This window comes from Streptomyces sp. bgisy027, assembly GCF_057710365.1.
The window spans coordinates 109,125-135,062 of sequence record NZ_JBYIVZ010000019.1 but is presented as its reverse complement, the minus strand read 5'-3'; the positions used below and the strand labels follow the sequence as shown (position 1 = coordinate 135,062).

27 protein-coding genes and 4 pseudogenes are annotated in these 25,938 nt (G+C 66.3%); 18 read left to right on the top strand and 13 right to left on the bottom strand.

Going from position 1 to position 25,938, the window contains the following annotated elements:
* Nucleotides 1-29: 29 nt before the first annotated feature.
* The 3 genes from AC3ETA_RS21225 (at nucleotide 30) to AC3ETA_RS21215 (ending at nucleotide 2,293) form a co-directional block, all read left to right on the top strand.
* Entirely contained in the window at nucleotides 30-458 is a 429-nt protein-coding gene (locus AC3ETA_RS21225; RefSeq protein ID WP_432194481.1) for an ATP-binding protein, read from the top strand.
* Nucleotides 458-841, top strand: a complete 384-nt coding sequence (locus AC3ETA_RS21220) for a hypothetical protein (RefSeq protein WP_432194518.1) — start codon at nucleotides 458-460, stop codon at nucleotides 839-841. Before AC3ETA_RS21225 ends, AC3ETA_RS21220 begins: the two co-directional genes overlap by 1 nt.
* Nucleotides 842-922: 81 nt before the next feature.
* Complete coding sequence (locus AC3ETA_RS21215; protein ID WP_432194480.1) at nucleotides 923-2,293, top strand: pentapeptide repeat-containing protein; 1,371 nt, start codon at nucleotides 923-925, stop codon at nucleotides 2,291-2,293.
* Between the two features lie 1,210 nt (nucleotides 2,294-3,503).
* On the opposite strand, the gene darG is transcribed toward AC3ETA_RS21215, so the two are convergent.
* From darG to AC3ETA_RS21200, 3 genes are all read right to left on the bottom strand, one after another.
* Complete coding sequence (darG, locus tag AC3ETA_RS21210) at nucleotides 3,504-4,580, bottom strand: type II toxin-antitoxin system antitoxin DNA ADP-ribosyl glycohydrolase DarG (RefSeq protein ID WP_432194479.1); 1,077 nt, start codon at nucleotides 4,578-4,580, stop codon at nucleotides 3,504-3,506.
* A gap of 20 nt (nucleotides 4,581-4,600) precedes the next feature.
* Nucleotides 4,601-5,248 (bottom strand): type II toxin-antitoxin system toxin DNA ADP-ribosyl transferase DarT, encoded by a 648-nt coding sequence (gene darT / locus AC3ETA_RS21205; RefSeq protein ID WP_432194478.1) that lies wholly within the window; start codon nucleotides 5,246-5,248, stop codon nucleotides 4,601-4,603.
* Nucleotides 5,249-5,861: 613 nt separating this feature from the next.
* A complete protein-coding gene (locus tag AC3ETA_RS21200; protein ID WP_432194477.1) occupies nucleotides 5,862-6,443 on the bottom strand; it encodes an ImmA/IrrE family metallo-endopeptidase in 582 nt (193 codons plus the stop codon).
* Between the two features lie 40 nt (nucleotides 6,444-6,483).
* Here AC3ETA_RS21200 and AC3ETA_RS21195 point away from each other — a divergent pair.
* Nucleotides 6,484-7,470: pseudogene (locus AC3ETA_RS21195) on the top strand (mobilization protein); the annotation flags it as partial.
* A gap of 40 nt (nucleotides 7,471-7,510) precedes the next feature.
* On the opposite strand, the gene AC3ETA_RS21190 reads toward AC3ETA_RS21195, so the two are convergent.
* From AC3ETA_RS21190 to AC3ETA_RS21175, 4 genes and pseudogenes are all read right to left on the bottom strand, one after another.
* Nucleotides 7,511-7,930, bottom strand: a complete 420-nt coding sequence (locus tag AC3ETA_RS21190) for a WbqC family protein (protein ID WP_432194517.1) — start codon at nucleotides 7,928-7,930, stop codon at nucleotides 7,511-7,513.
* Between the two features lie 125 nt (nucleotides 7,931-8,055).
* Nucleotides 8,056-8,394, bottom strand: a pseudogene (locus AC3ETA_RS21185) (WbqC family protein); the annotation flags it as partial.
* Nucleotides 8,330-9,019, bottom strand: a complete 690-nt coding sequence (locus AC3ETA_RS21180; protein ID WP_432194476.1) for a YdcF family protein — start codon at nucleotides 9,017-9,019, stop codon at nucleotides 8,330-8,332. The gene AC3ETA_RS21180 and the pseudogene AC3ETA_RS21185, both read right to left, overlap by 65 nt.
* Nucleotides 9,016-10,059, bottom strand: a pseudogene (locus AC3ETA_RS21175) (helix-turn-helix domain-containing protein). Before AC3ETA_RS21175 ends, AC3ETA_RS21180 begins: the two are co-directional and overlap by 4 nt.
* 120 nt (nucleotides 10,060-10,179) lie before the next feature.
* On the opposite strand from AC3ETA_RS21175, the gene AC3ETA_RS21170 reads away from it, so the two are divergent.
* From AC3ETA_RS21170 to AC3ETA_RS21155, 4 genes are read left to right on the top strand one after another with little or no spacing between them, the layout of a single operon-like run.
* Nucleotides 10,180-10,584, top strand: coding sequence for a recombinase family protein (locus AC3ETA_RS21170; protein ID WP_432194475.1), 405 nt, complete (start codon nucleotides 10,180-10,182; stop codon nucleotides 10,582-10,584).
* On the top strand, nucleotides 10,584-10,988 hold the full coding sequence (locus AC3ETA_RS21165; RefSeq protein ID WP_432194474.1) for a hypothetical protein: 405 nt from the start codon (nucleotides 10,584-10,586) through the stop codon (nucleotides 10,986-10,988). The genes AC3ETA_RS21170 and AC3ETA_RS21165 overlap by 1 nt, the downstream gene beginning before the upstream one ends.
* A 48-nt stretch (nucleotides 10,989-11,036) precedes the next feature.
* Nucleotides 11,037-12,158: a hypothetical protein gene (locus AC3ETA_RS21160; protein WP_432194473.1), complete on the top strand. Its 1,122-nt coding sequence runs from the start codon at nucleotides 11,037-11,039 to the stop codon at nucleotides 12,156-12,158.
* Nucleotides 12,155-12,505: an ASCH domain-containing protein gene (locus AC3ETA_RS21155; protein ID WP_432194472.1), complete on the top strand. Its 351-nt coding sequence runs from the start codon at nucleotides 12,155-12,157 to the stop codon at nucleotides 12,503-12,505. The genes AC3ETA_RS21160 and AC3ETA_RS21155 overlap by 4 nt, the downstream gene beginning before the upstream one ends.
* Nucleotides 12,506-12,583: 78 nt before the next feature.
* Here AC3ETA_RS21155 and AC3ETA_RS21150 read toward each other — a convergent pair whose 3' ends face one another.
* Both AC3ETA_RS21150 and AC3ETA_RS21145 read right to left on the bottom strand, forming a co-directional pair.
* A complete protein-coding gene (locus AC3ETA_RS21150; protein ID WP_432194471.1) occupies nucleotides 12,584-12,844 on the bottom strand; it encodes a CocE/NonD family hydrolase in 261 nt (86 codons plus the stop codon).
* Nucleotides 12,845-12,870: 26 nt separating this feature from the next.
* Nucleotides 12,871-13,740, bottom strand: a complete 870-nt coding sequence (locus tag AC3ETA_RS21145) for an alpha/beta fold hydrolase (protein ID WP_432194470.1) — start codon at nucleotides 13,738-13,740, stop codon at nucleotides 12,871-12,873.
* Nucleotides 13,741-14,163: 423 nt separating this feature from the next.
* On the opposite strand from AC3ETA_RS21145, the gene AC3ETA_RS21140 reads away from it, so the two are divergent.
* The 4 genes from AC3ETA_RS21140 to AC3ETA_RS21125 all read left to right on the top strand — a co-directional run bounded on the left by AC3ETA_RS21140 (nucleotide 14,164) and on the right by AC3ETA_RS21125 (nucleotide 18,634).
* Nucleotides 14,164-15,663, top strand: coding sequence for an MFS transporter (locus AC3ETA_RS21140; RefSeq protein ID WP_432194469.1), 1,500 nt, complete (start codon nucleotides 14,164-14,166; stop codon nucleotides 15,661-15,663).
* A gap of 153 nt (nucleotides 15,664-15,816) precedes the next feature.
* Entirely contained in the window at nucleotides 15,817-16,386 is a 570-nt protein-coding gene (locus AC3ETA_RS21135; protein ID WP_432194468.1) for a TetR/AcrR family transcriptional regulator, read from the top strand.
* A 272-nt stretch (nucleotides 16,387-16,658) separates the two neighbouring features.
* Nucleotides 16,659-17,789 (top strand): 4Fe-4S binding protein, encoded by a 1,131-nt coding sequence (locus tag AC3ETA_RS21130; RefSeq protein WP_432194467.1) that lies wholly within the window; start codon nucleotides 16,659-16,661, stop codon nucleotides 17,787-17,789.
* 275 nt (nucleotides 17,790-18,064) lie between these two features.
* Complete coding sequence (locus AC3ETA_RS21125; RefSeq protein WP_432194466.1) at nucleotides 18,065-18,634, top strand: TetR/AcrR family transcriptional regulator; 570 nt, start codon at nucleotides 18,065-18,067, stop codon at nucleotides 18,632-18,634.
* A 25-nt stretch (nucleotides 18,635-18,659) separates the two neighbouring features.
* Here the strand turns inward: AC3ETA_RS21125 and AC3ETA_RS21120 are convergent, their stop codons facing one another.
* Nucleotides 18,660-19,184: a TetR/AcrR family transcriptional regulator gene (locus AC3ETA_RS21120; protein WP_432194465.1), complete on the bottom strand. Its 525-nt coding sequence runs from the start codon at nucleotides 19,182-19,184 to the stop codon at nucleotides 18,660-18,662.
* 91 nt (nucleotides 19,185-19,275) lie between these two features.
* On the opposite strand from AC3ETA_RS21120, the gene AC3ETA_RS21115 reads away from it, so the two are divergent.
* On the top strand, nucleotides 19,276-20,091 hold the full coding sequence (locus AC3ETA_RS21115; protein WP_432194516.1) for an oxidoreductase: 816 nt from the start codon (nucleotides 19,276-19,278) through the stop codon (nucleotides 20,089-20,091).
* A 95-nt stretch (nucleotides 20,092-20,186) separates the two neighbouring features.
* Here AC3ETA_RS21115 and AC3ETA_RS21110 read toward each other — a convergent pair whose 3' ends face one another.
* Both AC3ETA_RS21110 and AC3ETA_RS21105 read right to left on the bottom strand, forming a co-directional pair.
* The gene (locus tag AC3ETA_RS21110) at nucleotides 20,187-20,558 is read right to left on the bottom strand and encodes a DUF1330 domain-containing protein (RefSeq protein ID WP_432194464.1); all 372 of its coding nucleotides are present in this window, start codon (nucleotides 20,556-20,558) and stop codon (nucleotides 20,187-20,189) included.
* Between the two features lie 32 nt (nucleotides 20,559-20,590).
* A complete protein-coding gene (locus AC3ETA_RS21105) occupies nucleotides 20,591-21,292 on the bottom strand; it encodes an SDR family oxidoreductase (protein ID WP_432194463.1) in 702 nt (233 codons plus the stop codon).
* A gap of 274 nt (nucleotides 21,293-21,566) precedes the next feature.
* Here AC3ETA_RS21105 and AC3ETA_RS21100 point away from each other — a divergent pair, with 274 nt between their 5' ends.
* From AC3ETA_RS21100 to AC3ETA_RS21090, 3 genes are all read left to right on the top strand, one after another.
* Nucleotides 21,567-21,866, top strand: a complete 300-nt coding sequence (locus AC3ETA_RS21100; protein WP_432194462.1) for a hypothetical protein — start codon at nucleotides 21,567-21,569, stop codon at nucleotides 21,864-21,866.
* Nucleotides 21,867-22,030: 164 nt separating this feature from the next.
* A complete protein-coding gene (locus tag AC3ETA_RS21095) occupies nucleotides 22,031-22,525 on the top strand; it encodes a PIN domain-containing protein (RefSeq protein WP_432194461.1) in 495 nt (164 codons plus the stop codon).
* Entirely contained in the window at nucleotides 22,480-22,596 is a 117-nt protein-coding gene (locus AC3ETA_RS21090; protein ID WP_488187642.1) for a VapC50 family PIN domain-containing toxin, read from the top strand. Before AC3ETA_RS21095 ends, AC3ETA_RS21090 begins: the two co-directional genes overlap by 46 nt.
* Nucleotides 22,597-23,272: 676 nt before the next feature.
* Here AC3ETA_RS21090 and AC3ETA_RS21085 read toward each other — a convergent pair.
* Nucleotides 23,273-23,772 (bottom strand): annotated as a pseudogene (locus AC3ETA_RS21085) (hypothetical protein); the annotation flags it as partial.
* A gap of 175 nt (nucleotides 23,773-23,947) precedes the next feature.
* Here AC3ETA_RS21085 and AC3ETA_RS21080 point away from each other — a divergent pair.
* Both AC3ETA_RS21080 and AC3ETA_RS21075 read left to right on the top strand, forming a co-directional pair.
* Nucleotides 23,948-24,286 carry a CATRA system-associated protein gene (locus AC3ETA_RS21080; RefSeq protein ID WP_432194460.1) on the top strand — a complete coding sequence of 113 codons (339 nt, stop codon included), beginning with the start codon at nucleotides 23,948-23,950 and terminating at the stop codon, nucleotides 24,284-24,286.
* A 20-nt stretch (nucleotides 24,287-24,306) separates the two neighbouring features.
* Entirely contained in the window at nucleotides 24,307-25,869 is a 1,563-nt protein-coding gene (locus tag AC3ETA_RS21075) for a CATRA conflict system CASPASE/TPR repeat-associated protein (protein WP_432194459.1), read from the top strand.
* The last annotated feature ends 69 nt before the right edge of the window (nucleotides 25,870-25,938 follow it).

The following is a 25,938-nucleotide window of genomic DNA, read 5'->3' as shown; positions in this document are numbered from 1 at the left end:
TGGCGGCCTACCAGCACGAAGGAACTTGTATGCACGAGTATACGAGTAGTACACGGGTCTGGGGGCTCACTTGCCCAGGATTTCCGGAAGAGGTGAGCCGGGCCCGCCGATGGACCCGCGACATCCTGCGCGGCTCACCGTTAGCCGAGGACGCCGAACTGATCGTGAGCGAGCTGAGCGCGAACGCGATCCTCCACACGGCCAGCGGCCGGGAGTCCGGCAGCTTCCACCTGGCGCTCGCGGTATCCCCGCAGGTGATCGCCCTGTCGGTCACGGACGACGGAGGCACCGGCATGGCCCCGAAGGCCGAGCACCAGGACCAGGAGGCCGAGCACGGTCGAGGTCTCGGCATGGTCAGCGTGGTCGCGCACCGGGTCGTGGTCCACGAGACCGACGGCGGCCACACAGTCACCGCCGAACTCTTCGCCTACCCGCGCCGAGGAGGCCACCCGTGCTGATGGACAAGCCACGGTGGGGCTACTGGTGCGAGTGCTGGACGGAAGACCTGGACCAGCAACGGCGGCCGGCGCTTCTGGCATCAATCGATGCGTACTCGGCGGCACAGGCCGACAGGTGGGTTGCGATCGCTCTGCGTGCGATCACTCCGGCGCTGGATTCCGAAGCGTCCGACGAGGCGTGGGACTGGCTGTACGAGGGGCGCATTGAGACGCGGCGAGCCCTCCTGCGGTCGGAACCCTGTGCTGTGTCGATCACCCAGGACCGCATCCGCGTCACGTGGACGATCCGACCGGTGCTCTTCGTACCGCTCGCACACCGTGTCAGTACCGAACTCCCGGCCTGCGCCTACACCTTCTGCAGTGTCACCACAGCGGCCAACTGATCAACAACGGCACATGCAGCACCTCGCGGCCGATTCCAGGGTTTCTCCCCCCTGCATGATGCAGAGACGGTGTGATGAGCCATGAGCAAAATTCAGGTGCGCCGGTTCGCACTTTTGGCGGGCGGCACCTTGGTCGTGATCACTGTGGTCGTAGGTACCGTGCTGCTGCTCTGGCGCGGCCCTTGGCTGGTCGACGGAGAGTACCTGAGCCGGAAGGACCTTCGGTCCGGCTCAGCCGCCCTAGTTACCGGCTTCCGCACATCCGTGGTGCAGTTGGCGGCAGTACTCGGTGCGAGTGTTGCCCTGATCTATACCGCGTTCACTTATCGGCTGACTCGGCGCGGCCAGGTCACGGACCGGTTCACCAAAGCGCTTGAGCGCCTCGGTTCAGACGAGCCGTATGTGCGCATTGGAGGAGTGCTAGCCCTGGAGCAGATCATCCAGGATGCGCATGACCAAGCTAGCCACGCTACTCAAGTACTAGCCTCGTTCCTTCGTAAGCGGGCACCACACCGAACAGATCAAGTTCGGGATATCTCCAATGCGCGCTGGGCTCCGAATCGACTCCAAGGGCAAGTTTCATCGCCTCGCAGAGACGATCCGTTTAGCAGGAAGAAACAAATCACCGCCTCACGTCGGGCGGCCCGGAATGGCACGAGTATCGCGGGTACAGCTCCAGCATCACCGCCTACATATCCCGAAGATGACGTACAGCAGGCGCTAAGAGCACTGACCGGAGCCGCATGCCGCCGTCACACGGATTCCTCAGTTCCGATCAATCTCTCGCTTCTCCATCTCACACACGCTGAACTCGGCAACGCCGACCTCACGTCCATCCATTTCTGGGGCACTAATCTTACAAACGCTAACTTGGAGAACGCAAAGTGCCCTGGAGTCAAGTTGGGAGCGGCAGACCTGAAGAACGCTAACCTTAGAAAGACCGATCTGCGGAAGGCAATTCTCAGAAGTGCCGATCTCACCAACGCCGACTTGAGTCACGCACAGGCAGAAGAATGCGACTTCTTCAATTCTGTCCTTCGTGACGCAAGGCTCTGCCACTCTCTACTCAGAGGCGCCAAGCTTGGAGCCGACCTTCCTGGCGCCGACCTCACAGGTTCTGACCTCACACGAGCTAGCCTAAGTCTGGCTGACCTTACTAACGCAAACCTTATCGGCGTGAAACTCCAGGAGGCCGATCTCCAAGGCGCTGTCCTTAAAGGGGCCTACCTCAACGAAGCAGATCTATCGACAGCTCGCGTCACTGCCGACCAAATCATTTCAGCTCGCCCTACTAACTCCACGAAGCTTCCCTCCGCGATTGCACAAAACCCTGCGGTCATCTCACGCATCGCTGAGGTGGAGGAAGAAATGGAAAGCATCTTTGGCAGCGGCGATGTGGCTTCCTCTTCGCGACTTACCTCTATTCTTCACGAGGCTCGTCGGTACTTTTGATCGGTGCACCCCACTCGCTTCTCTCAGGTGGACGGCGAGGCCGGCCCGCCGGCCTGCAGCCGAGCCGCCTTGCGGGGAACAGATCAGACGCAGGCAGCGTCAAGGGTTGGCTGAAGCCGCGGAGCCGGCATCCAACGAGGGAGGACACAGCCGCCCGCGACGACTGAGTTACAACTTTCTCTACTGGTTCAAGGCGGCTCGCTCCGCTCCCCGCGCGCGGCCCGGCCTCCGGCCGGGCCTGCGCTCCTGTCTCCGCCCCGCTCCAGCCCGGCCGGCGCCCATGCCGCGCTCAAGCATGCAGCCGCCTGATGCCAGAGAAGGGGTGCGTCGTGGTTGGGGCGGTCGGCTCCACGGCTTTACGGAGCCACTTTGGCGCGAGCCTCGAAGATCATGGCCCCAACGTCGTGCTTTACCGGGCAGGTCCACAGACTGCCCGACGCGCCGGAAGCTTACGGGGCCATGATCACTCGCGCCAAAGCAGCGCCACCCCAAAGCCGCTCCGCCGACCTCAGATGCGCATGCGACCTTGATGAAAATCCGCAAAGCCTGCTTGGCAGCAGAAATAATCCGGCACAATCCCTGCTATGGCTGATTCGTCACTTCTCTTGTCATTGGTAGGAATAGCGGGCACGCTAGCTGGCGGCGGACTCACCAGTTTTACGAGTGCGCGACTGGAGCGGCGAAAAGAGGCCTCTGCCGACCGGCAGCAGCAACGTCAGGACGAGGCAACAGAGCGGGCACAGGAACGCGAACTGAAGGTCGAGCACTACAGGTGGAGAAGGGATCGCCGACAGGCTGCATACGTGGACTTCTTCGCGAAGGCTCAGGATCTGCTATTCACCTTCGCCAAAGTTAATTCGGAAGTCGGCTCAGAGAATGGGAACTCGGAACGGAGGCATGAGCTCTTGAATGAGGCTCACGAGGCTGTCTCGGCCCTGCACCTCAGAACTGCGGTCGTAATGGTGGAGGGTCCCATGGAAGTTTCTCACCAGGCAGCTCTTATTCACACCAGGCTGACTCTACTCGTTAGCTCGGCGAGTTCCGCTCTAAAGTCGACCGATCCAGCAGAAGCCGCTCGCCATACTCGCGAACTAAACGAAAGCATCGAGTCCCTTTCGCAGGCGCAAGGCGCGTTCCTTACGGCGGCTCAATCCGCTTTGGATGAGGTCGTGAGATCTGCCTGATTTTAGCTATTCTCCTGCTTGCCAGATCAAGCAGCTCCAAGCCCGTTGGCTTCCAATTGCTTACACGCCACATCAATGTGATGCTTGGTGAAGATCTCCGCCTTACGACGGCTCCATGCTTGGACAGCCTCTACAGCGCTTGTGAACTCTGCGGACTCCTCAAGGTGTTGCGAAGCCCAATGAGTAGTACACAGCAACTCTAGCCCATAGGGCGAAGCGAACCCGTCAATCAGCTTCAAAACCTTGGAAACCGCATCGTTCAGGCTTCCGTCGTCATTAGCGTTTATCCACCATTCCGCAGCATCTACAGCGCCGGGAATTAGCTTGATGGGGTGAAAGTCGAGCACTCTTTGACTGCGGTCTCCGTAACCCCGAATCAAATGCCCTTCCATTCGCTGGAGCTGGAAGTTCAGGTTCTCTGCGTACGGGCCATAACTTCCCTTAGCATAGGAAAGCCGCATAGGCTGCCCCACGGCCTGGAGGAGGTACATCAACTTTTGAATCTCAAGAAGCGAGGCACCCTCTGACGCTTCAAATCGCTCTGACTTGGCCTGTTCAACATAGCCATGAATCAATGCCACCAAAGCTGACCGACCTTTAGTCATATTGGGGGCTTGAGTCGCAACAGGCATTGACTCTGGCTGCGGCGCGCCAGTCGGCGGGAAAAGCGTGACCCTCAAATCAGGAATTCGATCAAACGCTTCATAAATCAAGGGCCTTACCTCTGACCACTCCAACCCTCCGTTCCCACAACCAAGCGCAGGAATTGCAATGGAGCCGATATGCAACTTCTGGACAACGTCGACAAGCGCCTCCAGCCCGCTCTTAATATCCGGGAGCTTCGACTTAGCGCGCCAATGTTGCTTAGTCGGGAAGTTGATGATGTAGCGACGAGGCCCCAGCGTGTGAGCGTCGAATACGAACATCTCACCAATTCGTACGTCACCGGCATCACAAGCAGCCTTATACGCCTTGTAGTTCTCAGGGAATGCCTGCTTGAATTGCAGCGCAATCCCCTTACCCATGACGCCAACCGTGTTCACTGTGTTTACGATGGCTTCCGTGTTGGCGTCCAGAAGGTTGCCTTCAGATTCCCTGATCACCGCCCTCACCCTCTCCGCTCCTAGTAGTACCAATTATTGTAGACCATCACGGGAATCGAAACGCCGAATCTCCGTGAAATTTCCCGCACCTCATTAGCGCGAGCTTCATTCCGTACAACGATATTTTGGATAGCATCAAGCGGAACTGCCTTGTGGACTAGAAACTCTGCCTGTCGGCGGTTCGCCCTGGTCGGATCCTCCGGAGTATCGAACCAGTATCTCTCCTTCATCAGAGCCCAGTCGATAGCGCTCTCCAATGAAGTCGGCTCATCCTTGTGAAACTTTACGAAGGCAGCTCCGGCGTTACCTTCCGTGAACACCGCCGGGTTGCCCGTGGCTCTTACTACCGCGAGCGTCGTCACCAAGTACACGACAGGGTCCTGCCCGTCGCGGTAGCTCGGCACGTTGCCCTTGTGGATCGAGAAGAGCATCGGCGAGCGGGGGCCAAAGTAGAACGGTACGTAGTCACAGGGGGTTCCACCGGGATCGCAGTCGACCGGCGTCCTCCGTCGACGATCTTTGATGCTTGGCATCCCGATGTCCGTGTAGTTAACCGCCTGGCGGACCACTTCGGACTCGCATAGCAAGGCACCAGCAGCAAATATGTCCGGGAGGCTGCGTACGTGCGTCATATGGAAGATCGGTCGGTTAGGTGGAGATGCGGTCACGCTGGACGCTCCCTTCGACGCACAGCCCCAGACTGGGTGATCTGTAAGTCTAGTCGGGGGGGTGTGACACCCAGCTGGTTCCCGGGAGCTCGCACGGAAGGTCTTGGGACTGCGTGCCAGTCCCGTGCCAGATCGTGCGGGGAACCACGGGGAACACCGGGGAACCAGCCGACCGCCCACCCAGGCGCCAACACCGCTCCACCGCGGGTCAGCCCCGTAGCGGGCTCCAGATACCCTTAGCTTCCCAAGCTGAGAGCGCGAGTTCGATTCTCGTCACCCGCTCCATGATGAAACCCCAGGTCAGTAGTCTGGGGTTTGTTTGTTGTCTAGACCATTTTGGGGGCTCCGCGCCCTCTGCGTGCCCTAAGTCGAGGTGAAGCGGCCACTTCAGGGGTGTTCACGGGCCTCTTTGGGCAACCGACCCCTCAAGCGTCTCAAATGGCGAGACGCATTTCGTGTGACCTGCGCCACTGCTGCATGCCGTGGCGGCGAAGTCGCTTACGCAAAGCATCAGTTCACGGATGAGGCGTGCGCGGGCCTTCGCGGAGGGCTCCCACCAGCACCGCCTCGTCGCCAGGCGGCGGCGCAGGGAGGCGCACAGCCGTCGCGGGTGTCACGTGCTGGGGCTCACGCCGGGGTCGACGAGCAAGCGCAGCCGGTTTGCGAGCGCCATGGCTGCAACCTTCCAACGGCGCTTGGCTTGGAGGATCCAACTCGTGCTCGCGCCATGCGGCGCGTGGGCGAGGACGTCCGCCCGCGGCATGAGGAATGCGGCTGCGAACCGGTGCGCTTCCGCCTCGGCCTGTGGGCCGTGTGGCATCTGTTCCTCGCCGTGCAGGACGAGGTGTCCGAGTTCGTGGGCGGCGTCGAAGCGCCCGCGTTCTGCTGTCTTCTCGGTGCTCAGCAGAACGAATGGGATCCCCCGTTCCCAGAAGGAGAACGCGTCGACTTCAGGACAGTCCCTGGAGAGGGAGAAGACTCGGACGCCGTGCGCCTCCAACAGGTGCACCACGTTCGGGATCGGTGCGTTCCCGAGCCCCCAGCGTGCGCGCACCAAGGAGGCAGCTTCCTCCGCCGGGACGTCTGTGCCGGCCGCCTCTCCGGGATGGGGGATCTGATCCTCGTCCGAGCCCAGGCGGCTGAACGAGGTCAGAGACGGGATGTCGGGGGCGGGCAGGCGGAAGTGCGCGCCCATCCAGTCCTGCAGAGCGCGCGCCAACCGTCCGGAGCTGAGGGCGATGCCCGACGACCGCAACGGGGGCACCGAGCCCGTCTACTACGCCGGGTCCACCCTCGCCCCCGACTTGTCCTTGCCCCGCATCCGCAAGCGCTTCTCCGGCGACACCCCAAGCCAGGGCCCGGACACCACGGCCTCCGCCCAGGCGCCGAGCGGACCCTCCACAGCTCGGCGCCGGACGACCACAGCCGCTTGGCAGGCGATGCTGGTCATCGATCACGGCGAGGATGCCGAGGTGGCCGCGCACATCGCCGCCGCCGGAGAGATCCTGGACGCGCTTGCCAAGACCTCCGCCGCCCACACCCGTACCGAACTACGCGAGGCAGCCTTCGTGTTCGAGCGGGCCACCCGCTCCGACGTGCAGGCCGAGCGCGGGCACGACCGCGCCCTGCGGCAGGCCGCCCGCGACCTCGTCCACAGCGGCCCCGCCCTCGGCCGTGGAGAAGACGGCGCCACCACCGCCATGGTGATCGACATGGTGTTCTTCCTCGTCACCGCCGCCGCCCACTGGCACGCCAAGAAGAACCACGCCCAGCAGGCCGCTGCCGCACGCCAGGCCGCTGAGCACCTGCGCGCCGCCTACCAAGCCGCCGCTGGCATCCCACTGGCAGTGCTGTACCAGCGAGGCCGACACCTGTCCCAGCCGCTGCGTCAGAGACAGGCCGCTTACCTACGCAACGCCGTGCCGGAGCTGGCGGAACAGGCTCTGGCCGAGCCGGGCTGGTTTGCGCTGGCCGCCACGCTCGCTGACGCCGAGGCAGCCGGACACGACCCGGCCGGGCTCCTGGCCGAAGCCGCCAAACGGCGGGAGCTCGCGACCGCGGACCCGATCACCGATGTCCTGGTGTGGCGGCTGCACCGCATGGCCGATCTGCCCGCCGACGCCACCGCCATGCCCGTACGCGCTTCCACTGCGGAGCCGGGTAACCGTCGCGTCACCCGTCCCTTGGCGGGCCGAGACGATCAACCCCGCAGGGCGCGATGATTCCGGACATCCGAAGAGCCCCCGTCCCGAGGCTGAGGGGCTACGTCAGTGGGAGACCTGGGCCTCGCGAACGATCATCGGAGCCGTTGCGGTGAGCGCGCCGCCCCTTCCGAACCGCAGCAGGCGTTACGGGTGTTTCCTGAGTGAACGGGCGCGATCCGAGGGCGGCGAGTTGGCTAGCCAGTTCACCGGGGCCGACCGCGCTCAGCGCCCAGAGGCTGCTGGCTCGTCGGGCCCACAGCCAGAGCAGGTCATCCACAGGGGTGTGGAAGGGCAGCACGGGAATGCCGTGGGCATCGAAGGGGGCGGCGTCGACGTAGCGCAGACCGCCGGTGCCACATAGATAGTGGGTGCTGCCGGTGGCTGCCGCGAGATCCGCCAGGCGCTCGGAGCGACCTGGGCGGGTCGGGATCTCGCCGCTGGCCAACACGGCCCCTGACCAGCCAAGAACCGTGAGCAGGGCAATCGTCGATTCTTTCGCGACGTCGGCCAGGCGGTCCGAGGTGTCGAGCGTGTCCAGGACACGTCGAGGACATCGGACACGGCCTTCCAGTGGGGGCTTCGGCCGTAGTACTGCCGCACGAGCAGCTGGACCGTTTTGCGCGAGCGCTGGGGGTCAACGAGCCGTGCCTGGCTGATCAACGTCGAGCGCCCCTGGGGAAGATGCGTGGGGAGTGTGAGCCACTGCTGGCGTGCGGGCTCGTCCAGATCGGCGAGACGAGCCCGATGCTGGTAGTCGCGGCGGGCGAACTGGACGTCGTCGACGATCCACCGGTCGGCGGCGTACAGCTTGGCCAGCGTGGACAGCCTCGGGAAGAGGTTCGGCTGGTGGATCGCACACACCCCGCCCCGGGGCGGGTCAGGTGCCGATGAGGCGGCTGTCGAAGCCGGCCCGCAGAAGGCGCTCGTAAGCCTCACGCACATCCCCCGGTACGTCCTGCTCGACGGCGAAGCCGAGCTTCGGGTACTCGATCACCCGCTGCAGATCGCCGACGAGCATGTCGACGACGAGCTTCTCGTCGCCGATGGACTTGATGTAGTCGTCCAACTCCAGTGGCTCGGAGGCACAGACGACCTCGGCCTCGGGCCACAGCTTGCGGCAGGTCGCATACGAGCGGCGCTCCATGTACGGCTTGGAGATCAGCAGCAGGGAGTCGACCTGGACGCCGGCCTCGGCCAGCAACTCCCTGGAAAACGTGATGTTCTGGCCGGTGTTCGCAGCCTTCGGCTCCACGAGGATCGCCTCGTCCGGCACCCCCAGACTCAGCGCATGTTCCCGGTAGTGCACGGCCTCCCCGCGCGGGAAGCGGGCCCGGGTGGTGGGGCTGTTTCCGCCGCTGAACACCACGACCGGGAAGAGGCCGGCGCGGTAGAGGTCGGCGGCCGTGGTCGCGACGCCCAGGTCGTGGCTGCCCAGGCCGATCGCCGCCGAGCAGGGCCGCAGCTCGTGGCCCATCTGGTGGTAGTTCCAGATCAGCGTCGCGTCGTGGAACTGCTCGTCGGTGATCTGGCGCTGCTGGTGCTGCGGCACTGGCACTCCCTGGCTCATCCTTGCTGGCCCTTTCGGATGCCCTCGATGCTGCGCAGCTGGTGGCTCAGCCCGAACTGCTGGGCCACCTGCGCCGCCTGGTCGAGGACGGACAGCCCATCATTCCGGGTCGCCGCATCCGACAGAAGGATGTGCCCGTACGCGGTGTCCAATCGCACGCGCTGCATCGGGGAGTCGACCGTGCCGGTGGTGCGGGCGATGTCGATGTAGTGCAGGGCCTGGTCGAGGTGGCCGGCGCCGCGGTGGGCCAAGGCCAGCTTCTGGTGTGCCACGGACCAGTCCTCCGGCTCACCGAGAGCCTCGAACTCGCAGGTGGCGGCCGTCATGACCTCGGTGGCGTACTCGTTGTCACCCTCCTTGCTCAGCGCCGTACCCACCCACAGCCGGGCACGAGCCCGGTCGCGCCGGCTCAGTCACTCGTCCCGGGCAAGCTGCTCGTAGTGGCGGGCGGAGGCTTCCAGCTGGCCGGACATCTCCTGCACCACGGCCAGGGACAGCTCGATCTGGGCCACCCGGCGCGGGATGTCGAGTTCGCAGAACATGCCGCGCGCCGTCAGGTAGGACTGGCGGGCGGAAAGCGGACCGAGAATCGCTCCCTGGTCTCGCTGCACATCCCCGAGCAGGACCAGTGAACGCCCGTACAGGTAAAGCCCCTTGTCGTCGAGATCGTGCGGGTCATGGCGGCCCAGCCAGCGATTCAGCAGCGCCGAGGCAAAGGGGAAGTTCTGGCGGCTCACGCAGACCACGGCGCGCTCGATGTCCTCGGTCCACGTCTCGTAGTCCGCCGGGCGCACGCTCTTCCGCTCCGGGAACAGCAGCGCTTCGAGCCGGGCGTGGGCTGCGGAGTCGGCGCGGGCAAGCGCGGTGTCGAGGATGGCCTGCGTATCGGGCCGGGGATGTGTTTCGGCGCCCAGGCTCTCCCACTTGGCCACCGTGCGCAGGGCCACGCCGAGGTGGTCGGCGAAGGCGCGGGTGCTCATGCGCAGCGCGGCACGCAGGGCGCTCGCCTCCCGGCCACTCCACTGCTGCACGCTGACCACGGCTGACCTCCCTCCGTCACGTATGGAAGCACTCTCAGTGACCATGTGGGGCGGGAAGTGCAACGGAAGTACAACAGCAGGTCATTTCAAGGCCGTTCGCCACGGCCGACGCTCTTGGTCATGGATGACGAACCCCTCACCGAACGCCGCTCCGTCACCGGCCCGCACGTCTTCGGCTACCTGCGCCACCTCACCGGCAGCACGGCCCGCAACACGGCACTCGCCGACTGCCTCACCGAGTACTGCCAAAGCCACGAACTGGTCCTGTGCGGCGTGTTCACCGACCGCGAGCCGGCTGTCGCCATCCATGCCCCCGCCTTCGTCGGGCTCCTCGACGCCCTCCAGCTTCCCGACGTCTACGGTGTCCTGGTCCCCGCGCTCGGCCATCTCGGTCCCAGGCCCGTCGCCGCCGAGCGGAAGCGGCTGATAGCAGCGACTGGCGTTCGACTGATCGTGGTTCGTTCCGCGAGGCCAGCAGCGGGCAACGAGCGCCTCGTCCGCCTCCAGCTGAAGGGAGGCACCTGATGTCCGTACGAACCGCGCTGCGCCGCGCCCCGATGGTCGGCGACATTCCCGGACTGCGCATGCTGCAAGTCGGCGACGGGTGGGATCTCGTACGAACGTCTGCGGAGGTCGGTCTCCTGGCCCTGGCCCACCTGCGCGCCATCGGCGCCCCGATCGGCCCGGTGCTCTACGACGGCCCCAACGAACGCCTCTACTACGCGATCCAGACCGGCACCGCCGACAGCGACTGGGGCGACCTTCCGGTCCGGCACCTCTCCAGCAACTCATGGCTCGTGGCACCCGGCCTGGAGCTGATGGACGACTGGTTCGGCGGCTGGTGCGAGTTGCCGGACGACGACACCCTCACCGACCCGGGCCTCCTGCGCGCCGCCCTCCAACACCCGTACGTGGCCGACGCCCACTAGGACGCGACCACGCGCCCCCGTTTCGACCCGACCGCAAGGGGACACCCCGTGACGACCTACCCCGTCTCCCCGAACACCGTCCTGGCCAACGCCCTGCTGCGTGCAGAGGACGTCCTGACCCCGCGCATCCTGGCCACTCCGCCGGCGCGGTTGGTGCTCGTCGTCGGCACCCAGATCAACGGCGTCCCACACATCGGCACCTCCCTCGTACAGTCCCTGGCCTTCGCGATGGCCTCTCGCCTGTGCGATCGCTTCGGCATCCGCACCGAGGTCCTGTTCAGCGCCCTCGACAACGCCCCGTACCAGCTGGCCACGGACCCGATCAGCGGCCACGACTACCAGCGCACCTACGCCCAGGCCGTGGACGCACAGGCCCTCACCGACCTCGTCGACGCCCTCTACCAGCCTCTGTTCACCGCCCTGTCCCGACGCCTGGGCATCCAGTACCGCATCGAGACCTACACCCAGCAGCAGGCCGACGAGCACTTCCGCCGCACCTGGCTACGGCTCCTTCCCCGCCTCGACGCCGCCCGCTGGTGGCTCGCCCCCTCCACCGGCACCCCGCACTTACGCATCCCGTGCCCGCACGCGGGTTGCGGCTGGGCCGAGAAGCACGCCGAACGCACCCGCGTACACCTCACCGACGGCGACAGCGCCACCGTCGCTGCGGTCTGCCTGCACCACGGCCCCTACCAGGCCGCCATCACACCCACGTCCGGCGCTTATCTCGACCTGGCCACCCTGTACCGCAATCTGGTCAAGGAACTCGCTCTGACCAACCCGACAGAGGGCGGCACCTTGCACGTCATGGTCAAGGGTGGCGACTGGATCTTCGGTTCCCTCCTCATCGACGAAGCCCTCCAGGCCGTCGGCCTCACCCGCGCCCAGCTTCCTCCCCGCCTTTTCTGCCCCCAGGTCGTCACCGACACCGGTGCCAAACTCTCCAAGTCCTTGATCCGCGAGGGTCACGCCTCCTTGCCGACAGGCGCGGCGGACTGGATGCTCGACATCCGGCAATGGCCCGGCAGCGTCACCGAGTACGCCGACCAGCTGCTGGCCCTGACCGAGACGATGCTGTCCGACCCCCGCCACTTCTTCCGCTCGTACTCCGCAACCGAGATCGGCCGCATGATGACCGCCCCAGCGCCCAGGAGCATTCCTGCCCCATGACCGACACCACCGCCCGCGTCCGCGAACTCAACCTGTACCGGCAGTACTTCGACCTCGTCGCCGCGGGCACCAAGACCATCGAGGTACGGGTGAAATACCCACACCTCGCCGACCTCGCCGCCGGCGACACCATCCGTTTCCGTATCAAAGGCACCGACGAGACCTGCGAGGTCAGGGTCATCGGGGTCACTGAGTACGCCGACTTCGAGGCCCTGCTCGACGGCGAGGGACCGGCCAACGTCAACCCGACGGCCACCCGCGATGAGCAACTGGCCAACATTCGCGCCATCTACCCACCCGAGAAGGAAGCCCTCGGCGCCCTTGCGATCGAGATCGCCCTCTCCTAGCCCCACGTCCCTACCAGCGATCATGGCGTGTCCCGTCTTCCCGCCGAGCAGAAACCCCAGGTCAGTGACCTGGGGTTTCTATTGTCTAGGCCAATTTGGGGGTGACATGTCAGAGGCGAACCGGCCGCGGGTGTCCTGGATGACGACCATGTAGCCACGCCTGGCCGCCGCCAGCGGATCGAGGATGGCGATCGTCATGGGCATCCGCTTCCCCGAGGGCAGTCGGCTCAGCAGGACCGGCCATGGCCCGCTGCCGCCCGGCCGGTAGACGTCGGCGCGCAGCACGGTGCCGTCATGCATCTCCGCCGGAACGTCGAACTCGATCTGAGTTTCCGTCATGCGCCGCTCCTCGGGCCGCAGTGTGGTCAGGCCGCTGCGTTCAGCAGGTCGGCCAGCACGTCGGGCCGCTCCAGGGCGATGAAGTGCCCGGCCTTCGATACCTGTGTGAACTCGGCGGCTGGCAGCAGTCGGCGGTTGGCTTCCCGGTCCGAGGGGCGGGACCAGTCCTTCTCGCCGTAGACGAGGTGGATGGGAGCCTTGATCTCGGGGTAACGCGAGCGGGCTGCGATGAGGCTGGGCAGGGCCTGATACACGGCACGGGCGACGGTCGAGTAGCCGGGGCGGCTTCCCACCTGGAGGAGTTCGTCCACGTAGTCCTCCCGCAGTGCACTCTTGTCGCCCAGGCCGCCCTGAAGGATCTTGCTGAGGGCGGGCCTGGGCTCCACCCCGGCGATCACCGGGCCCGCTCCGGGCGCGAGGACTCCGCTGACCACCACACGGGCGAGGAGGCTCGACCGGGCGATGCCGCCGCGGAAGTCATAGGTGTTCACCGCGACCACGCGTCGCACCCGCTCCGGGAGATCGGCCGCGGCGGTCAGGGCGAGCACCGCGCCCATGGACTCCCCGACCAACGTCACGTCGTTCAGGTCGAGTTCGGTCAGCAGCCGCTCGACGCCCGCGCGCATCGCGGGTTCGTCGTACGACGCCCTCGGCACGATCTCGGAGTAGCCCATCCCCGGCAGGTCGAGGGCGTACACGGTGTACTGGTCCGCGATCAGCGGGATGAGGTGGCGGAAGTGCTCGGCCTGCGTGCGCACGGTGTGCAGCAGGACCAGGGGGGCACCGGTGCCCGCCTTGAGGTAGCGCAGTTCTCCCTCCCGGCCGCCGCGAGGGGGGATCGTGTGGCTGGTGGTCCCCGGAATGTGAATCGTGGGACGTGACTCTTGGCTGGGCATCTCGCCGACTCCTTTGGAGTGAGTGGATCACCAAAACGGTCATGACTCTCACCGGAAGATGAGAAACCGATCAGTTTCCACCAAAGTAAACCGATCGGTTTCCGAGCGCAAGCCCGACAGGCTACCGGCTTCCACCGGGGCGTTCCGTACCCGTGGATCCCGGGAATGACGAGCCCTCCACCTGCCTGTCCGGCCTGGTGGATGTCGGCCACCCCGGCGGCCGATCAGCCGCGTCGCGACGCGGAACAGCCAATGACTTGTCGAGGGCGGCGTCGACCTGTGCGGACTTCTGGCCTTGCCGGGCCACGCCCAGGCCAGAAGCAACCCGTTCACTTGCACACAGGAAACCGATCTGTTTCCCTAAGTGGAAACAGATCGGTTTCCAACCGGTGTCCTGCCCTCGACCAGCAGCAAAGGGAAGACATGACTACGACCTTCGACCGCGGAGCACCCGCCTCCGGGACAACAGACTCGGGCCGCCGCGGCTCACATGCCGTGCGCTGGTGGGTGCTCGTCGTGCTGGGCGTGGCGCAACTCATGGTCACGCTCGATGCGACCGTCGTGAACATCGCGCTGCCCGAAGCGCAGCACGACCTCGGTTTCAGTGACGGCAGCCGGCAGTGGGTGATCACGGGGTACGCCCTGGCGTTCGGCAGCCTGCTGCTGCTCGGGGGCCGGCTCGGTGACCTGTTCGGCCGGCGTACGACTTTCGTGACCGGTCTGTTCGGTTTCGCGGTGGCGTCCGTGGTCGGTGGCGCGGCCGGCAGTTTCGAGATCCTCGTCGGGGCGCGTGTGGCTCAGGGCCTGTTCGCCGCGCTGCTCGCGCCCGCGGCGCTGTCGCTGCTGAGTGTGACCTTCACCGACCCGGCCGAGCGGCCGAAGGCGTTCGGCATCTTCAGTGCGCTGTCCGGTGCGGGCGCCGCGGTCGGGCTGCTGCTCGGCGGGATGCTCACCGAGTGGGCGTCGTGGCGCTGGGTGATGTACGTGAACGTCGTCTTCGCGGGCGTCGCGCTGGTCGGTGCGCTGCTGTTGCTGGCCAAGCCCGCACAGACCGAGCGGCCCAGGATCGACATCCCCGGCACTGTCGTGGTGAGCGCCGCGCTGTTCGGCATCGTCTACGGCTTCGCGCACGTCGAATCCACCAGCTGGACCGACCCGGTCGCCCTCGGCTCCGTGATCAGCGGCGTGGTACTGCTCGCGGTGTTCGCCTGGCTGGAGCTCAGGGTCGCGCATCCGCTGCTGCCGCTGCGAGTCGTGCTGGACCGGACCCGAGGTGGTTCGTTCCTGGCCGTGTTCGTCCTGGGCATGGGGATGTTCTCGATCTTCCTGTTCCTGACCTATTACCTGGAGGCCAGCATCGGCTACTCGCCGATCGAGGCCGGGCTGTCCTTCCTGCCGATGGTCGGCGGCATCGTCGCCTCGTCGACCACGGTGCCCTCGCTGCTGCTGCCCAGGGTCGGCCCGAAGGTCGTGGTGGTCGCCGGCTTCCTGGTCTCCGCATCCGGCATGGCCCTGCTGACCCGGCTCACGCTGGACAGCGCCTACGTCGCCGACATCATGCCGGGCATGATCCTTTTGGGTCTCGGTATCGGTGCGGTGATGACCACCTCGTTCCAGGGGGCGACCTCCGGCGTCCACCACGAGGACGCGGGTGTCGCGTCGGCGCTGATCAACACGAGCCAGCAGGTGGGCGGTTCGATCAGTACGGCGCTGCTGACCACCGTCGCCTCGTCGGCCGCGACCGACTATCTGTCCTCGCACAAGCCGGGCGCTCTGACCGTGGCCCAGGCCGGCGTCGAGGGCTACACGGCCACCCTGGCGTGGGGCGCCGGCATCTTCGTGGTCGGTGCGGTGCTCACAGCGTTTCTGATGCCGAACTCGGCTCTGGCGCCGTCGGAGGGCGAGCCTGTGCTCGCTCACTGAGCCGGGGACCACGATGGGGGTGCCGACGTCCGGACGCACCCCCATCAAGGCGCCGCCCGCTTCTGCCTCTTCCTCGCGGCACCGGCACCGGCACCGGCACCCACCGTAAACCGATCGGTTTCCAATACGTCAGAATCGAGTTACCCTCGCCATATGACCACCGAAGCAATGCCAAGCTCCCGAGAGCGACTGCTGGAGGCAGCGGCCACGCTCACCTACCAGGACGGCGTCCACATCGGCGTGGACGCGCTGTGCAGGGCGGCGGGAGTGTCCAAGCGCTCCATGTACAAGCTGTTCGAGAGCAAAGACGAACTGCTGGCGTCGAGCCTGGAGGAACGCGCCTCCGCCTACGTGACGGCACTCCTTCCCACGGCGGACGACAACCGTCCACCCCGCGAGCGGATCCTGCACGTCTTCGAACAGGCGGAGGCACAGGCGGGTGCACCCGACTTCCAGGGCTGCCGGTACCTCGTCGTGCAGATCGAGCTCAAGGACCCGAGCCACCCCGCGAGCCAGGTGGCCCGCCGGGTCAAGGAGAACCTGACGGCCTTCTTCCGCGCCGAGGCCGAACAGGGTGGGGCGAGCGACCCGGACCTGCTGGCCCGACAGCTCATCCTTGTCTTCGACGGCGCGAGCGCCCGCGCGGGGATCAAGGCCGACATGCAGGGCGGGCTCGTCGCCCCCACCGTGGCCGCCCTGCTCGATGCGGCGCACATGCACTGACGCATCGCGTTTCACGAACAGCCGCGGCGACCGACGCGCCCGGCGAGTCACAGCCGACCTCCGGCGGCCCGAGAAAATCTGCCGGCGTCACCAACCGCCGCGAGGGTCGCGACTTCATCACCAAAAGCCCCAGCCGCAGGCGCACAGCCTCGCAGGCATCCAGCAGCCCGCCGCTGGGACTTGCGCACGGAAACCGATCGGTTTACGGTGGTGAAACTGATCGGTTTCTCGCCGTGCAGGCGAGTCTCGCACCCGAGTCCTCAGGAGTACGGATGACTGCCGCGCGTGACGCTGACGAGCGGACGACAGCCCCGCCCCCCAGGCTTCCGGCGAAGCTGGCCGCCCACCCGTCGGTACAGGCCGTACTCGCCCGGCGCGGGGCCGGTGCCGCGGACCGCCCGCCCGCGGTGATCGACGCGGCCTGGCTGCGCGAGCTGTGCCTGGCGGCCGGGGCCGACGATGTCGCCGCGGTCAGCCTCGACCACCCGGACCTGGCCGGTGAGCGCGAGCACGCGCTGTCCGCATTGCCCGGCACCCGCAGCCTGATCGCGATGGCGGTCCGGATGAACCGCGACAACTGCCGCTCCCCCGCCCGCAGCGTGGCCAACCAGGAGTTCCACCAGACCGACGAACAGGCCAACCACGCCGCCCGCAGGGTCACCCAGGCACTCCAGGACGCTGGATACCGCGCACTCAACCCTTCAGTCGGCTTCCCCCAGGAGATGGACCGCTTCCCCAGCGAGCGGATCTGGGTGGTGGCGCACAAGACGGTCGCGGTGGCCGCCGGGCTCGGCGTGATGGGCCTGCACCGCAATGTCATCCACCCGAAGTTCGGCAGCTTCGTGCTGCTGGTCACCGTCCTCGTGGACGCGGAGGTGAGCGAGTACGGGCAGGCGCTGGACTACAACCCGTGCATCGACTGCAAGTTGTGCGTCGCCGCCTGCCCGGTCGGCGCCATCGCCAAGGACGGCGCCTTCGACGCGCTGGCCTGCACCACGCACAACTACCGAGAGTTCATGAGCGGGTTCACCGACTGGGCGCAGACGGTGGCCGACAGCGAGGACGCCGCCGACTACCGCTCCCGGGTCAGTGATTCCGAGAGCGCCTCGATGTGGCAGAGCCTGAGCTCTCCGCCCGGCTACAAGTCCGGCTACTGCCTCGCCGTCTGCCCGGCCGGCGAGGACGTCCTCGGCCCGTACCTGGACGACCGCAAGAGCTTCATGGACACGGTGCTGCGGCCGCTCCAGGACAAGAAGGAAACCCTGTACGTCCTGCCGGGCTCCCATGCGCAGGAGTACGCCCGGCGCCGCTTCCCTCACAAACCCGTCAAGGAAGTCACCGGTGGCTGGCATCCCCTGGCGAAACGCGGCGCGTCCACCGGCCGGGAGACACGTACATCATGAGCGACAGTCACCCCTTCTACGACCGCAAGGGACTGCACCACATCCCGGCGGAGACGAAGCCGGAGAAGACCGCCGTACCGGCATAACGGCAGGTTTCCCAAGACGGGCCACTACTCGGAGTGGCCCCGGTGTGCGTCGCCTTGACGGGGACGGCAGGCGCGCACACCATCGTGGCTCGGCGACGGCCCTTCCCCCAGGCCGTCGCCGAGCTTCTTCCGAAGACCTTCGGAAACCGATCGGTTTTCATTTCGTCCGCTCCGGGTTAACCTCACGGCATGACCACCGAAATGAAACTGAGCCCCAGGGAGCGCCTGCTGGAGGCGGCGGCCACGCTCACCTACCGAGACGGCGTCAGCATCGGCGTAGAGGCGCTGTGCAAGGCGGCGGGGGTATCGAAGCGCTCCATGTACCAACTGTTCGAGAGCAAGGACGAACTCCTTGCAGCGAGCCTGCAGGAGCGCGCCTCCGCCTACGCGGCGACTCTCCTGCCTTCGGCGGACGACGGCCGGTCACCCCGCGAGCGGATCCTGCACGTATTCGAGCAGGTGGAATCACAGGCGGGGGCGCCCGAGTTCCGGGGCTGCCGGTACCTGGCCGTGCAGGTCGAACTCAAGGACCAGAGCCACCCGGCGAGCCGCGTGGCCCACGAGGTCAAGGCGAATCTGACGGCCTTCTTCCGTACCGAGGCCGAGCAGGGCGGAGCGGGCGATGCGGATCTGCTGGCCCGGCAGCTCAGCCTGGTCTTCGACGGCGCGAGCGCCCGCGCGGGGATTCAGGCCGACAACCTGACCGGGCTCGTCGCACCCACGGTCACCACGCTGCTCGACGCGGCGGCCGTGCGCTGACGCACCACCGTCCAGGGCTCTTCACTCACCGCCCGGCAGCCGAGGGCAGCCCGATGGCCGCAAGCGTGTTGCCGAGCATGCCGCAGGCGAAGAAGCTTGCGGTCTCGTCGGCATCGGCGCCCAGCGACTGGTGCACGGTGTCCCAGATCTTCATCCAGCCCGCCCGGACGACCTGACCGATCAGGTCGTCGCCGCGGGCCTCGGCGGCTGCCACGGTGGCGTATCCCTGCATCTGCATCAGGAGCGTTTCGGGGCGCGTCGAGATCAGCTGGGCATAGGCGTCCGCCATCGCCTGCCGAGCCCGCTCACCTCCTTCCACCCCGTCGGACGCCCTCTCGAAAGCCAGGCGAGTGTCTTCCGCGCTCCGCGCCAGAGCGGCGACGAAGATCGCCTTCTTGTCCGGGAAAAGCCGGAAGAGATAGGGCTGCGTGACGCCGACGCGTTCGGCAATCGCCGCGGTGGTGGTGCCGCGATACCCGGCGCGCGCGAACTCGGCGATCGCCGCACGAATGACGTCCTCACGCCGCTCCTGCGCACTGATCCCGCCCATGACCCCATCTCCTGCTCGACCTTGCACACGGAAACCGATCGGTTTACTGTAGCGGAAAACGATCGGTTTCGAGTGAATGCAGGAGTCCATGATGACGACAGGTCGGCCGGTGGCCCTCGTGACGGGCGCCTCCTCCGGTATCGGGAAGGAAACCGCGCTCGCCCTCGTCGCAGCCGGATTCAACGTGGTCGGCACAAGCCGTGACGCCTCCCGCGTCACTCCGCTCGACGGCGTGACGTTCCTCGGCCTCGACGTCGCCAGTGACGCCTCGGTCACCGACTTGGTCCAGGAGGTGACCGAGCGGTTCGGGCGGATCGACGTCCTGGTCAACAACGCCGGCGTCGGCTCGATGGGGGCAGCGGAGGAAACCTCCGTCGAACAAGCTCAGTCCCTCTTCGACACCAACGTCTTCGGGGTCATGCGCATGGTGAACGAGGTCCTGCCGCACATGCGCGCCCAGCGACGCGGGCGCATCATCAACATCTCGTCCGTGCTCGGGTTCCTGCCCCAGCCCTATATGGCCGCCTACGCCGCCTCCAAGCACGCGATCGAGGGCTACACCGAGTCCCTGGACCACGAGGTCCGCGACCACGGCGTCCGTGCCCTCCTCGTCGAACCCGCCTACACCAGGACCGGGTTCGAGGCCAACAGCGCGAAGCCCGACACGCCCCTGCACGCGTACGCGAAGCAGCGGCAGACCGTCGACCGCGTGATGGCGGAAGCGGTCAGGAGCGGCGACGCCCCCGCCGTCGTCGCCAGGGCGATCGTGGCGGCCGCGACCGACCCGAAGCCGAGGCCGCGCTACACCGCCGGCCCCTTGGCCGGACGCGCACGCGTACTGCGCCGCCTCGCTCCCGCCACGGTCTTCGACAAGCAGATCCGCAAGATGAACCAGCTGGCCGGCTGACGCCGTCGGCACCGGGCCGCCGGCCCACCCCCCTGCGCTCCGGGATGCGAAAGGGCCCACCGACTCCGCCGATGGGCCCTCACAAAGGATCGAGGCTAAGGCTTGAGCACCGCCAGGACATCATCGAGCGAAACGTCTGTGGGGTCACTCATGTCGGAACCATCGAACGTCTGCCAGATGTAAGACGCCGTCCCGCTCTCCCGCAGCGGATGCAAGTCGGCCAGTTCCGGATCGTCCCGGAAGCGGTTGAACGCCTCTTCGGACTCCCATTCAACGAGGAACAGCACCTGCCGTGGCGTGAGGTCACCGGCCACGTTGTCCCGGAAACGGCCGAACGCCACCATTCGACCACCATACTGCGGGGCCGCTTCGGGCAAGCGGCTGAAATACGCAACGTATTTCTCCAGGTCAACCACGTCGAACATGTTCAGGGCGTAGAACTTCTTCGTCTCTGAATTCGCACTCATCGCAATGCCCTTTCCGGTCTCAGAAAACTGGCCTACTTGGCGAGTTGGGGGTACAGCCCCGCCAGGTCGCCGGCCAGGCCCGTCTTGACCTGCCGGGAGATGTCGTCGGCGAGCACCTCGTACGCGTCGGCCTCGACGCCGTCGAGAGCGAGTACGGCGACGTCACGGGGGTTGGACTTGGGCGCCTCGACGCCAGCCGCGAGGTCTGTGTCGACGTAGCCGACGTGGAGGCCGGTGACGGCGATGCCGCGCGGCTGGAGCTCCAGGCGCAGGGAGTTGGTCTGCGACCACAGGGCGGCCTTGGAGGCGCTGTAGGAGCCGCCGAGCGCGATCCAGGACAGCACGGAGTGCACGTTGAGGAGGTGGCCGCCGCCGTTGCGCTCGATGACCGGTGCGAAGGCGCGGGCGACCAGGAGCGGGCCGTAGAAGTTGGTCTCGAACTCCCGGCGTATGTCGTCGACCGGGGAGTCGAGGAAGGAGGCGCCGACCGAGGCACCGGCGTTGTTGATCAGGACGGTCACGTCCTGTGCCTGTGCGGCGGCGGCCGCGACCGAGGCGGGGTCGGTGACCTCCAGTGCCACTGGGACGGCGTCGGGGTGCGTCACGCTGCGCGGGTCGCGGGCCGTGGCGTAGACCTTGCCGGCGCCGCGCGCGTACAGCTCTTCCACCAGCGCCTTGCCGATGCCGCGGCTGCCGCCGGTGACGAAGACGTTCGCGCCCTTCAAAACAGTCATGACTCTCTCCCGGGAGAATGAGAAACCGATCGGTTTCCAGAGACTGTAAACCGATCAGTTTCCTGATGCAAGCTCAAGCGCGGTCGATCCCCTGCGACAGCAGGTGAGCTCGGGCCGACCGGGGGCTGCCATGGAGCGCATTGAGGCCTGTTCGGCGGAACAGAAACGAAGCTGCGCGACGGTCGGTGATCCAGAGCGCCACCTCACGGGTGAGGGCAGGCGACACGGGTATACGCAGGCTCGACGCCTGCCTCCGCACCGACAGGGGCGCACCATGACCAAGACAGACATCCGGCCCGTGAAGCTTCCACCGGAAAAGGCCGCGGCTGCAGCTCACGCACTCACACAGGTCCGCAGCTACCTGGCGGCGCACCAGGACCTCGCAGATATCACCGTGACGGTCAAGGACGGAGAGCGCGAGCCTCTCGCCCTGCCTCGCGAGGCCGTGGAACTGCTTGCCGGCATGCTGGCCCACCTGAGGGCCGGTCGCGCCGTCTCGATCGTCCCGTCCGACGCCGAGCTCACCACACAGCAGGCAGCGGACATGCTCAACGTGTCGCGCGCCCATTCCTGATCGGGCTGCTCGAGGTCGGAGAAATCGAGTACCGAACCGTCGGCACACACCGGCGGATCACCGCGTCCTCGCTCCTGGAGTACAAGCGCAAGGACGACCAGCGTCGCCGCGAAGCCGCCGACGAGCTCACCCAGCTCGGCCAGGAAATGGGAATGATCTAGCACATGGCCTTCGTCGCCATTTACGACGCCAACGTCCTCTACCCCAGCACTCTGCGCGACGTCCTCATCCGAATCGCGCAGGGTGGCCTCGTCCAAGCCAAGTGGACCGATCAGATCCTCGACGAGACATTCCGTAACCTCCTCAAGAACCACCAGGACATCCCGCCCGAGAAGTTCGACCGCGTCCGCGCCTTGATGAACGCTGCAATCCGGGACTGCCTGGTCAGAGGACACGAACCACTGATCGATGCCGTGAAGCTGCCAGACCCGGACGACCGGCATGTCCTGGCCGCGGCGATCCGGGCCAAGGCACAGGTCGTCGTCACCTTCAACCTGAAGGACTTCCCTACCGAAGCCCTGGCCCCCTGGGACGTTGAAGCTGTGCATCCGGACGCCTCCTGGGGGCACAGATCGATCTGGCCCCGCAGGTCGTCTACTGCGCGGTACAAAGAATCGCGGACAGTTGGCGAAAGCCGCCAGGCACAGTCGACGACGTGATCGCCAGGCTGGAGTGGCAGGGCCTGGTCGCTTCGGCGGCAGCCCTACGAACGCTTGCAATCACGCCCTGACTGCCGTTCTCAAGCACGCAAGGCGGTGACCATGCCCATCCCGCTGCGTCCGTCAGTCGGCGGACGCGCAGGCCCGCGGTGCACACGCGGCATCACGCTACTCGTGAGCACATGGGGCTTGGTTTTACCGAGATCGTCATCCACTCAGGAACGACAACTACGGGGAATCGCGGCGCCGGGTTCACCCTCCCCTGCGGAGAGCACCTGTACAGCATCGGAGGGCACTGGGAACGCGTCGCCCGATTCGGGGTCCCACAATGTCACCTCACCACCAACCACGCCGAACGTGCCGTACACCTGCTTGGGGTCCAATCGGGGCCCGTACAACGGAAGTTCGTCCCACCAAGGCCCAGAAGCAGCCGGGATGCCGAGCACACCCGCAGCCCAACTCAGCACCGTCGCCCTCACCACCCACCGATGGCTTTCCCTCACCCTGGTCCGGCGCATTCCGTCGTGTGCTCGCACCCGACGCGGGAACGAGGGACGCACTCGACCCTCACCAGCGTGCAGCTTGGCCTCTTCCAACGAGCCGAACAGCACCGTCCCTGTGTCGTGCAACCCCGTGCGCCGCTCCAGTTGAACAACCACCGCAGCCACCAATTGGCGTGCGTGCTGGGCGGGACACAGACGAATCAGTGCGGTTCATGGCGACGCTGCCTCCGCCGCATCCGCGCACTCACAGGCCGCAGATCGAGCTCGACATCGTCCGCCAGGTCTTTGGCCTCCTGGACCGCCCACCGTTCCGGTCGACGACCGGAATCACGCCCGACGGGGATGCCAAGCGCATAGACCGAATTCCGGACCGCCTCATCCGGAAGGACTCGATGGCCGTTCCGGTGCGGGTGTGGTGCTCGGCGGCGACCTTGCGGGCGTGCTCCACCAGGGCGGCCAGGACGGAGACGGCGGGCGGAAAAGCAGGGGCTGGGACCGGGTCGGGCACGGCGGCCGGCGTTCTGGGAGCTCCAGTGCAGGGGCGGGGGTCCCCTCCTGGTCCTCGATGTCCTCGAACTGGGCCAGAGCCTCGGTCCCTTGGCCGGCCTGCCCGGTCGGTGCCGAGTGAGCGAGGAGCGTGCCGCCGAGGAATGCGACCGCGGGCCAACCCGCCACGAGGATGCGCAGCCAGGCCGACACGTGGTCCAGGTCGAGCAGTCCGGCCGTAGCGACATTCGCGCCGAGGACGTACGTGGTGTCGGGCTCGCGGCTGTTCGCGGTGGCCGCTATTCCCAGCGTGCCGAGATTGCGGAGCGCTATAATACGAACACCGAGGGCTACTCCGCTTCCAGCCTGCACCAGTGTCCCCCCAGCGGGAAAGTGGGCCTCCCCCGGCAAGACTCTCCAAGAGGGGCAGGGCGTGAGCGCCATCGACATCGAGCGAGTACACCGTCGCGTGGAACCCATCGATGGTTGGTTTCTGACCGACGAGGACTGGCTGGCGGCAGGATCAGCGTTCAGGGCCTTGGCGACGGCACTCACACGTCGCGACGAGGAGGCAGTGCGGACCGCTCTCGAAACGCTGCAGTCGCTGGAGGAGCGCGCGTTCCGCGCCGAGGCCCAGCTCGGCCCGGAGAAGACCCCTATCCCGCCACAGCAGCGGGAGCAGCTCAATTACCTGGTCCGTCGGCTCAAACTCGAACTCGGGCAACCGCCGTCTCCACCCGACTCCGCCGAGGGAACGCGGTCGGTCGGCTGAGCATCACGTCTGTCCAGCCTGTGTCGGGAAGCAGGTCATCCGCAGTGCGCGCCTTTATCAAGCCAGCCCTCATTGTCACGTGCTTCGCGCCGCGTTCCGCGGAAAACTCCGAGTCGGCCCACCCCTATGTCGGCGCGCTGTGGACGGCATGTCGGGCACTGGGCATGACGTCACCGATCGTAGGACTCCCGGAACCAGAGCCCGTGCTGCCGCAGGTCCCGGACCAGGCCCAAGAGTTCACGATGCTGACCGCCGCCACGCGGGACAGCGCGGACGAGATCTATTCCGCGTTCGCGTTCGCGGAACACGATGTGACCGGCCTGGTCGCCTTGCTGGCCCCCAATGACACGCAAACGGATCTGGGGCAGTGGAGCGATCTCCTCAACGAATGGACGACGGCTCTCACGGCGGCGGGACCGCTTCCCTCTCCCCATGGAATCCTGCACGAATTCCGCATTTTCGAGGCGCTGTTGGGTGGCTTCAGGGGAGGCAGGCGCTCACTCTGCGACCAAATCCGCAGATGCGCGCCGTCCGGCGGAAGCGGGCCATGGTGGGAGGGTTTCGACGAGACGAACGAAGGCTTCCGCGTGTGGCGAGCCGAGGAGTACGACTCTCTGAAGATGGTCTCCGATCTGTATGTCCTGGCCCCGGCCCGGCTGGAAAGCGCTCTGGACGCTTGGGCCTGGACGGTACCTGCCCATCAGGGCCTCAGACCGCTGACGCGTTATCTTATGAACGCTGCCAGGGTGAACCACGCGAGGCGGCTGTACGCGTCCTCCGATCCGCTGCAACCCCGGATAGATCAGAGTGACCGGGAGACCACGGCGTTACTGCAGACGCTCGAACCAGCCGCCTCCGGCGCCCCGGTCCCTCTGGACCGGGTTCAGAGAGCGGCGGACCTACTCGACCGCACACAATTCTTCGGTCCCCACGGCCTCCTCTGGACGATCACGCAGCAGCGGCAGCTCACCCGCACCGTCTCGATCGCCATCGACAATATGCGCCTGAACACACCTGCCGTTCGGCGGCGAGGCCCGGGCCATACCTGGCCGGACACGGATTTGGCTGCGGCGGAAGCGCTGATCAGGCAGATGGAGAGTGACCAGGTCCATCTGGAGGCGACACGCGAACGTGCCGACGCGGCGCGCTCCGTAGCCTCGGCCATCACCGAGCGGGTGCTCACCGAGCGACGCAACCAGCTGACGCTGATCCAGACGTCCGTTCTGGGGGCGGTGATCACAGCGCTCACCGCAGTCCAAGCCTTCAACTACAAGCTCCCGGTCTCCCGGGCGCTGCAGTCCCCCTTGATCCTGCTGCTCGCGGCACTCGCTCTCGCGCTCCCCCTAGCGGTGCTGCGCTCTGCTGGAGGGGCAGCGGTGTCCACCTCGTACCGTTGGCTGGACTCCTGCGCCGCCGGCCTAGTCGGCACCACAGCGGGCTGGACAGCGGTCGCAGCCTGGGGTGTGCGCAGCGGTCACGGCACGGTTCCCATGGTGGTGACGCTGCCGTGCGCCGGGGTGGCCGGTCTGCTCACCTACGGCGCGTACCACTTCCTGGTCCGACGGCGTTCCCGGTCCCGATGACTTCCCGGCATGGATTTTCGGGCGTGCTTCCGATTCGTTTCGTGGCTTCCCAAGTTCTCTGACCGTCCT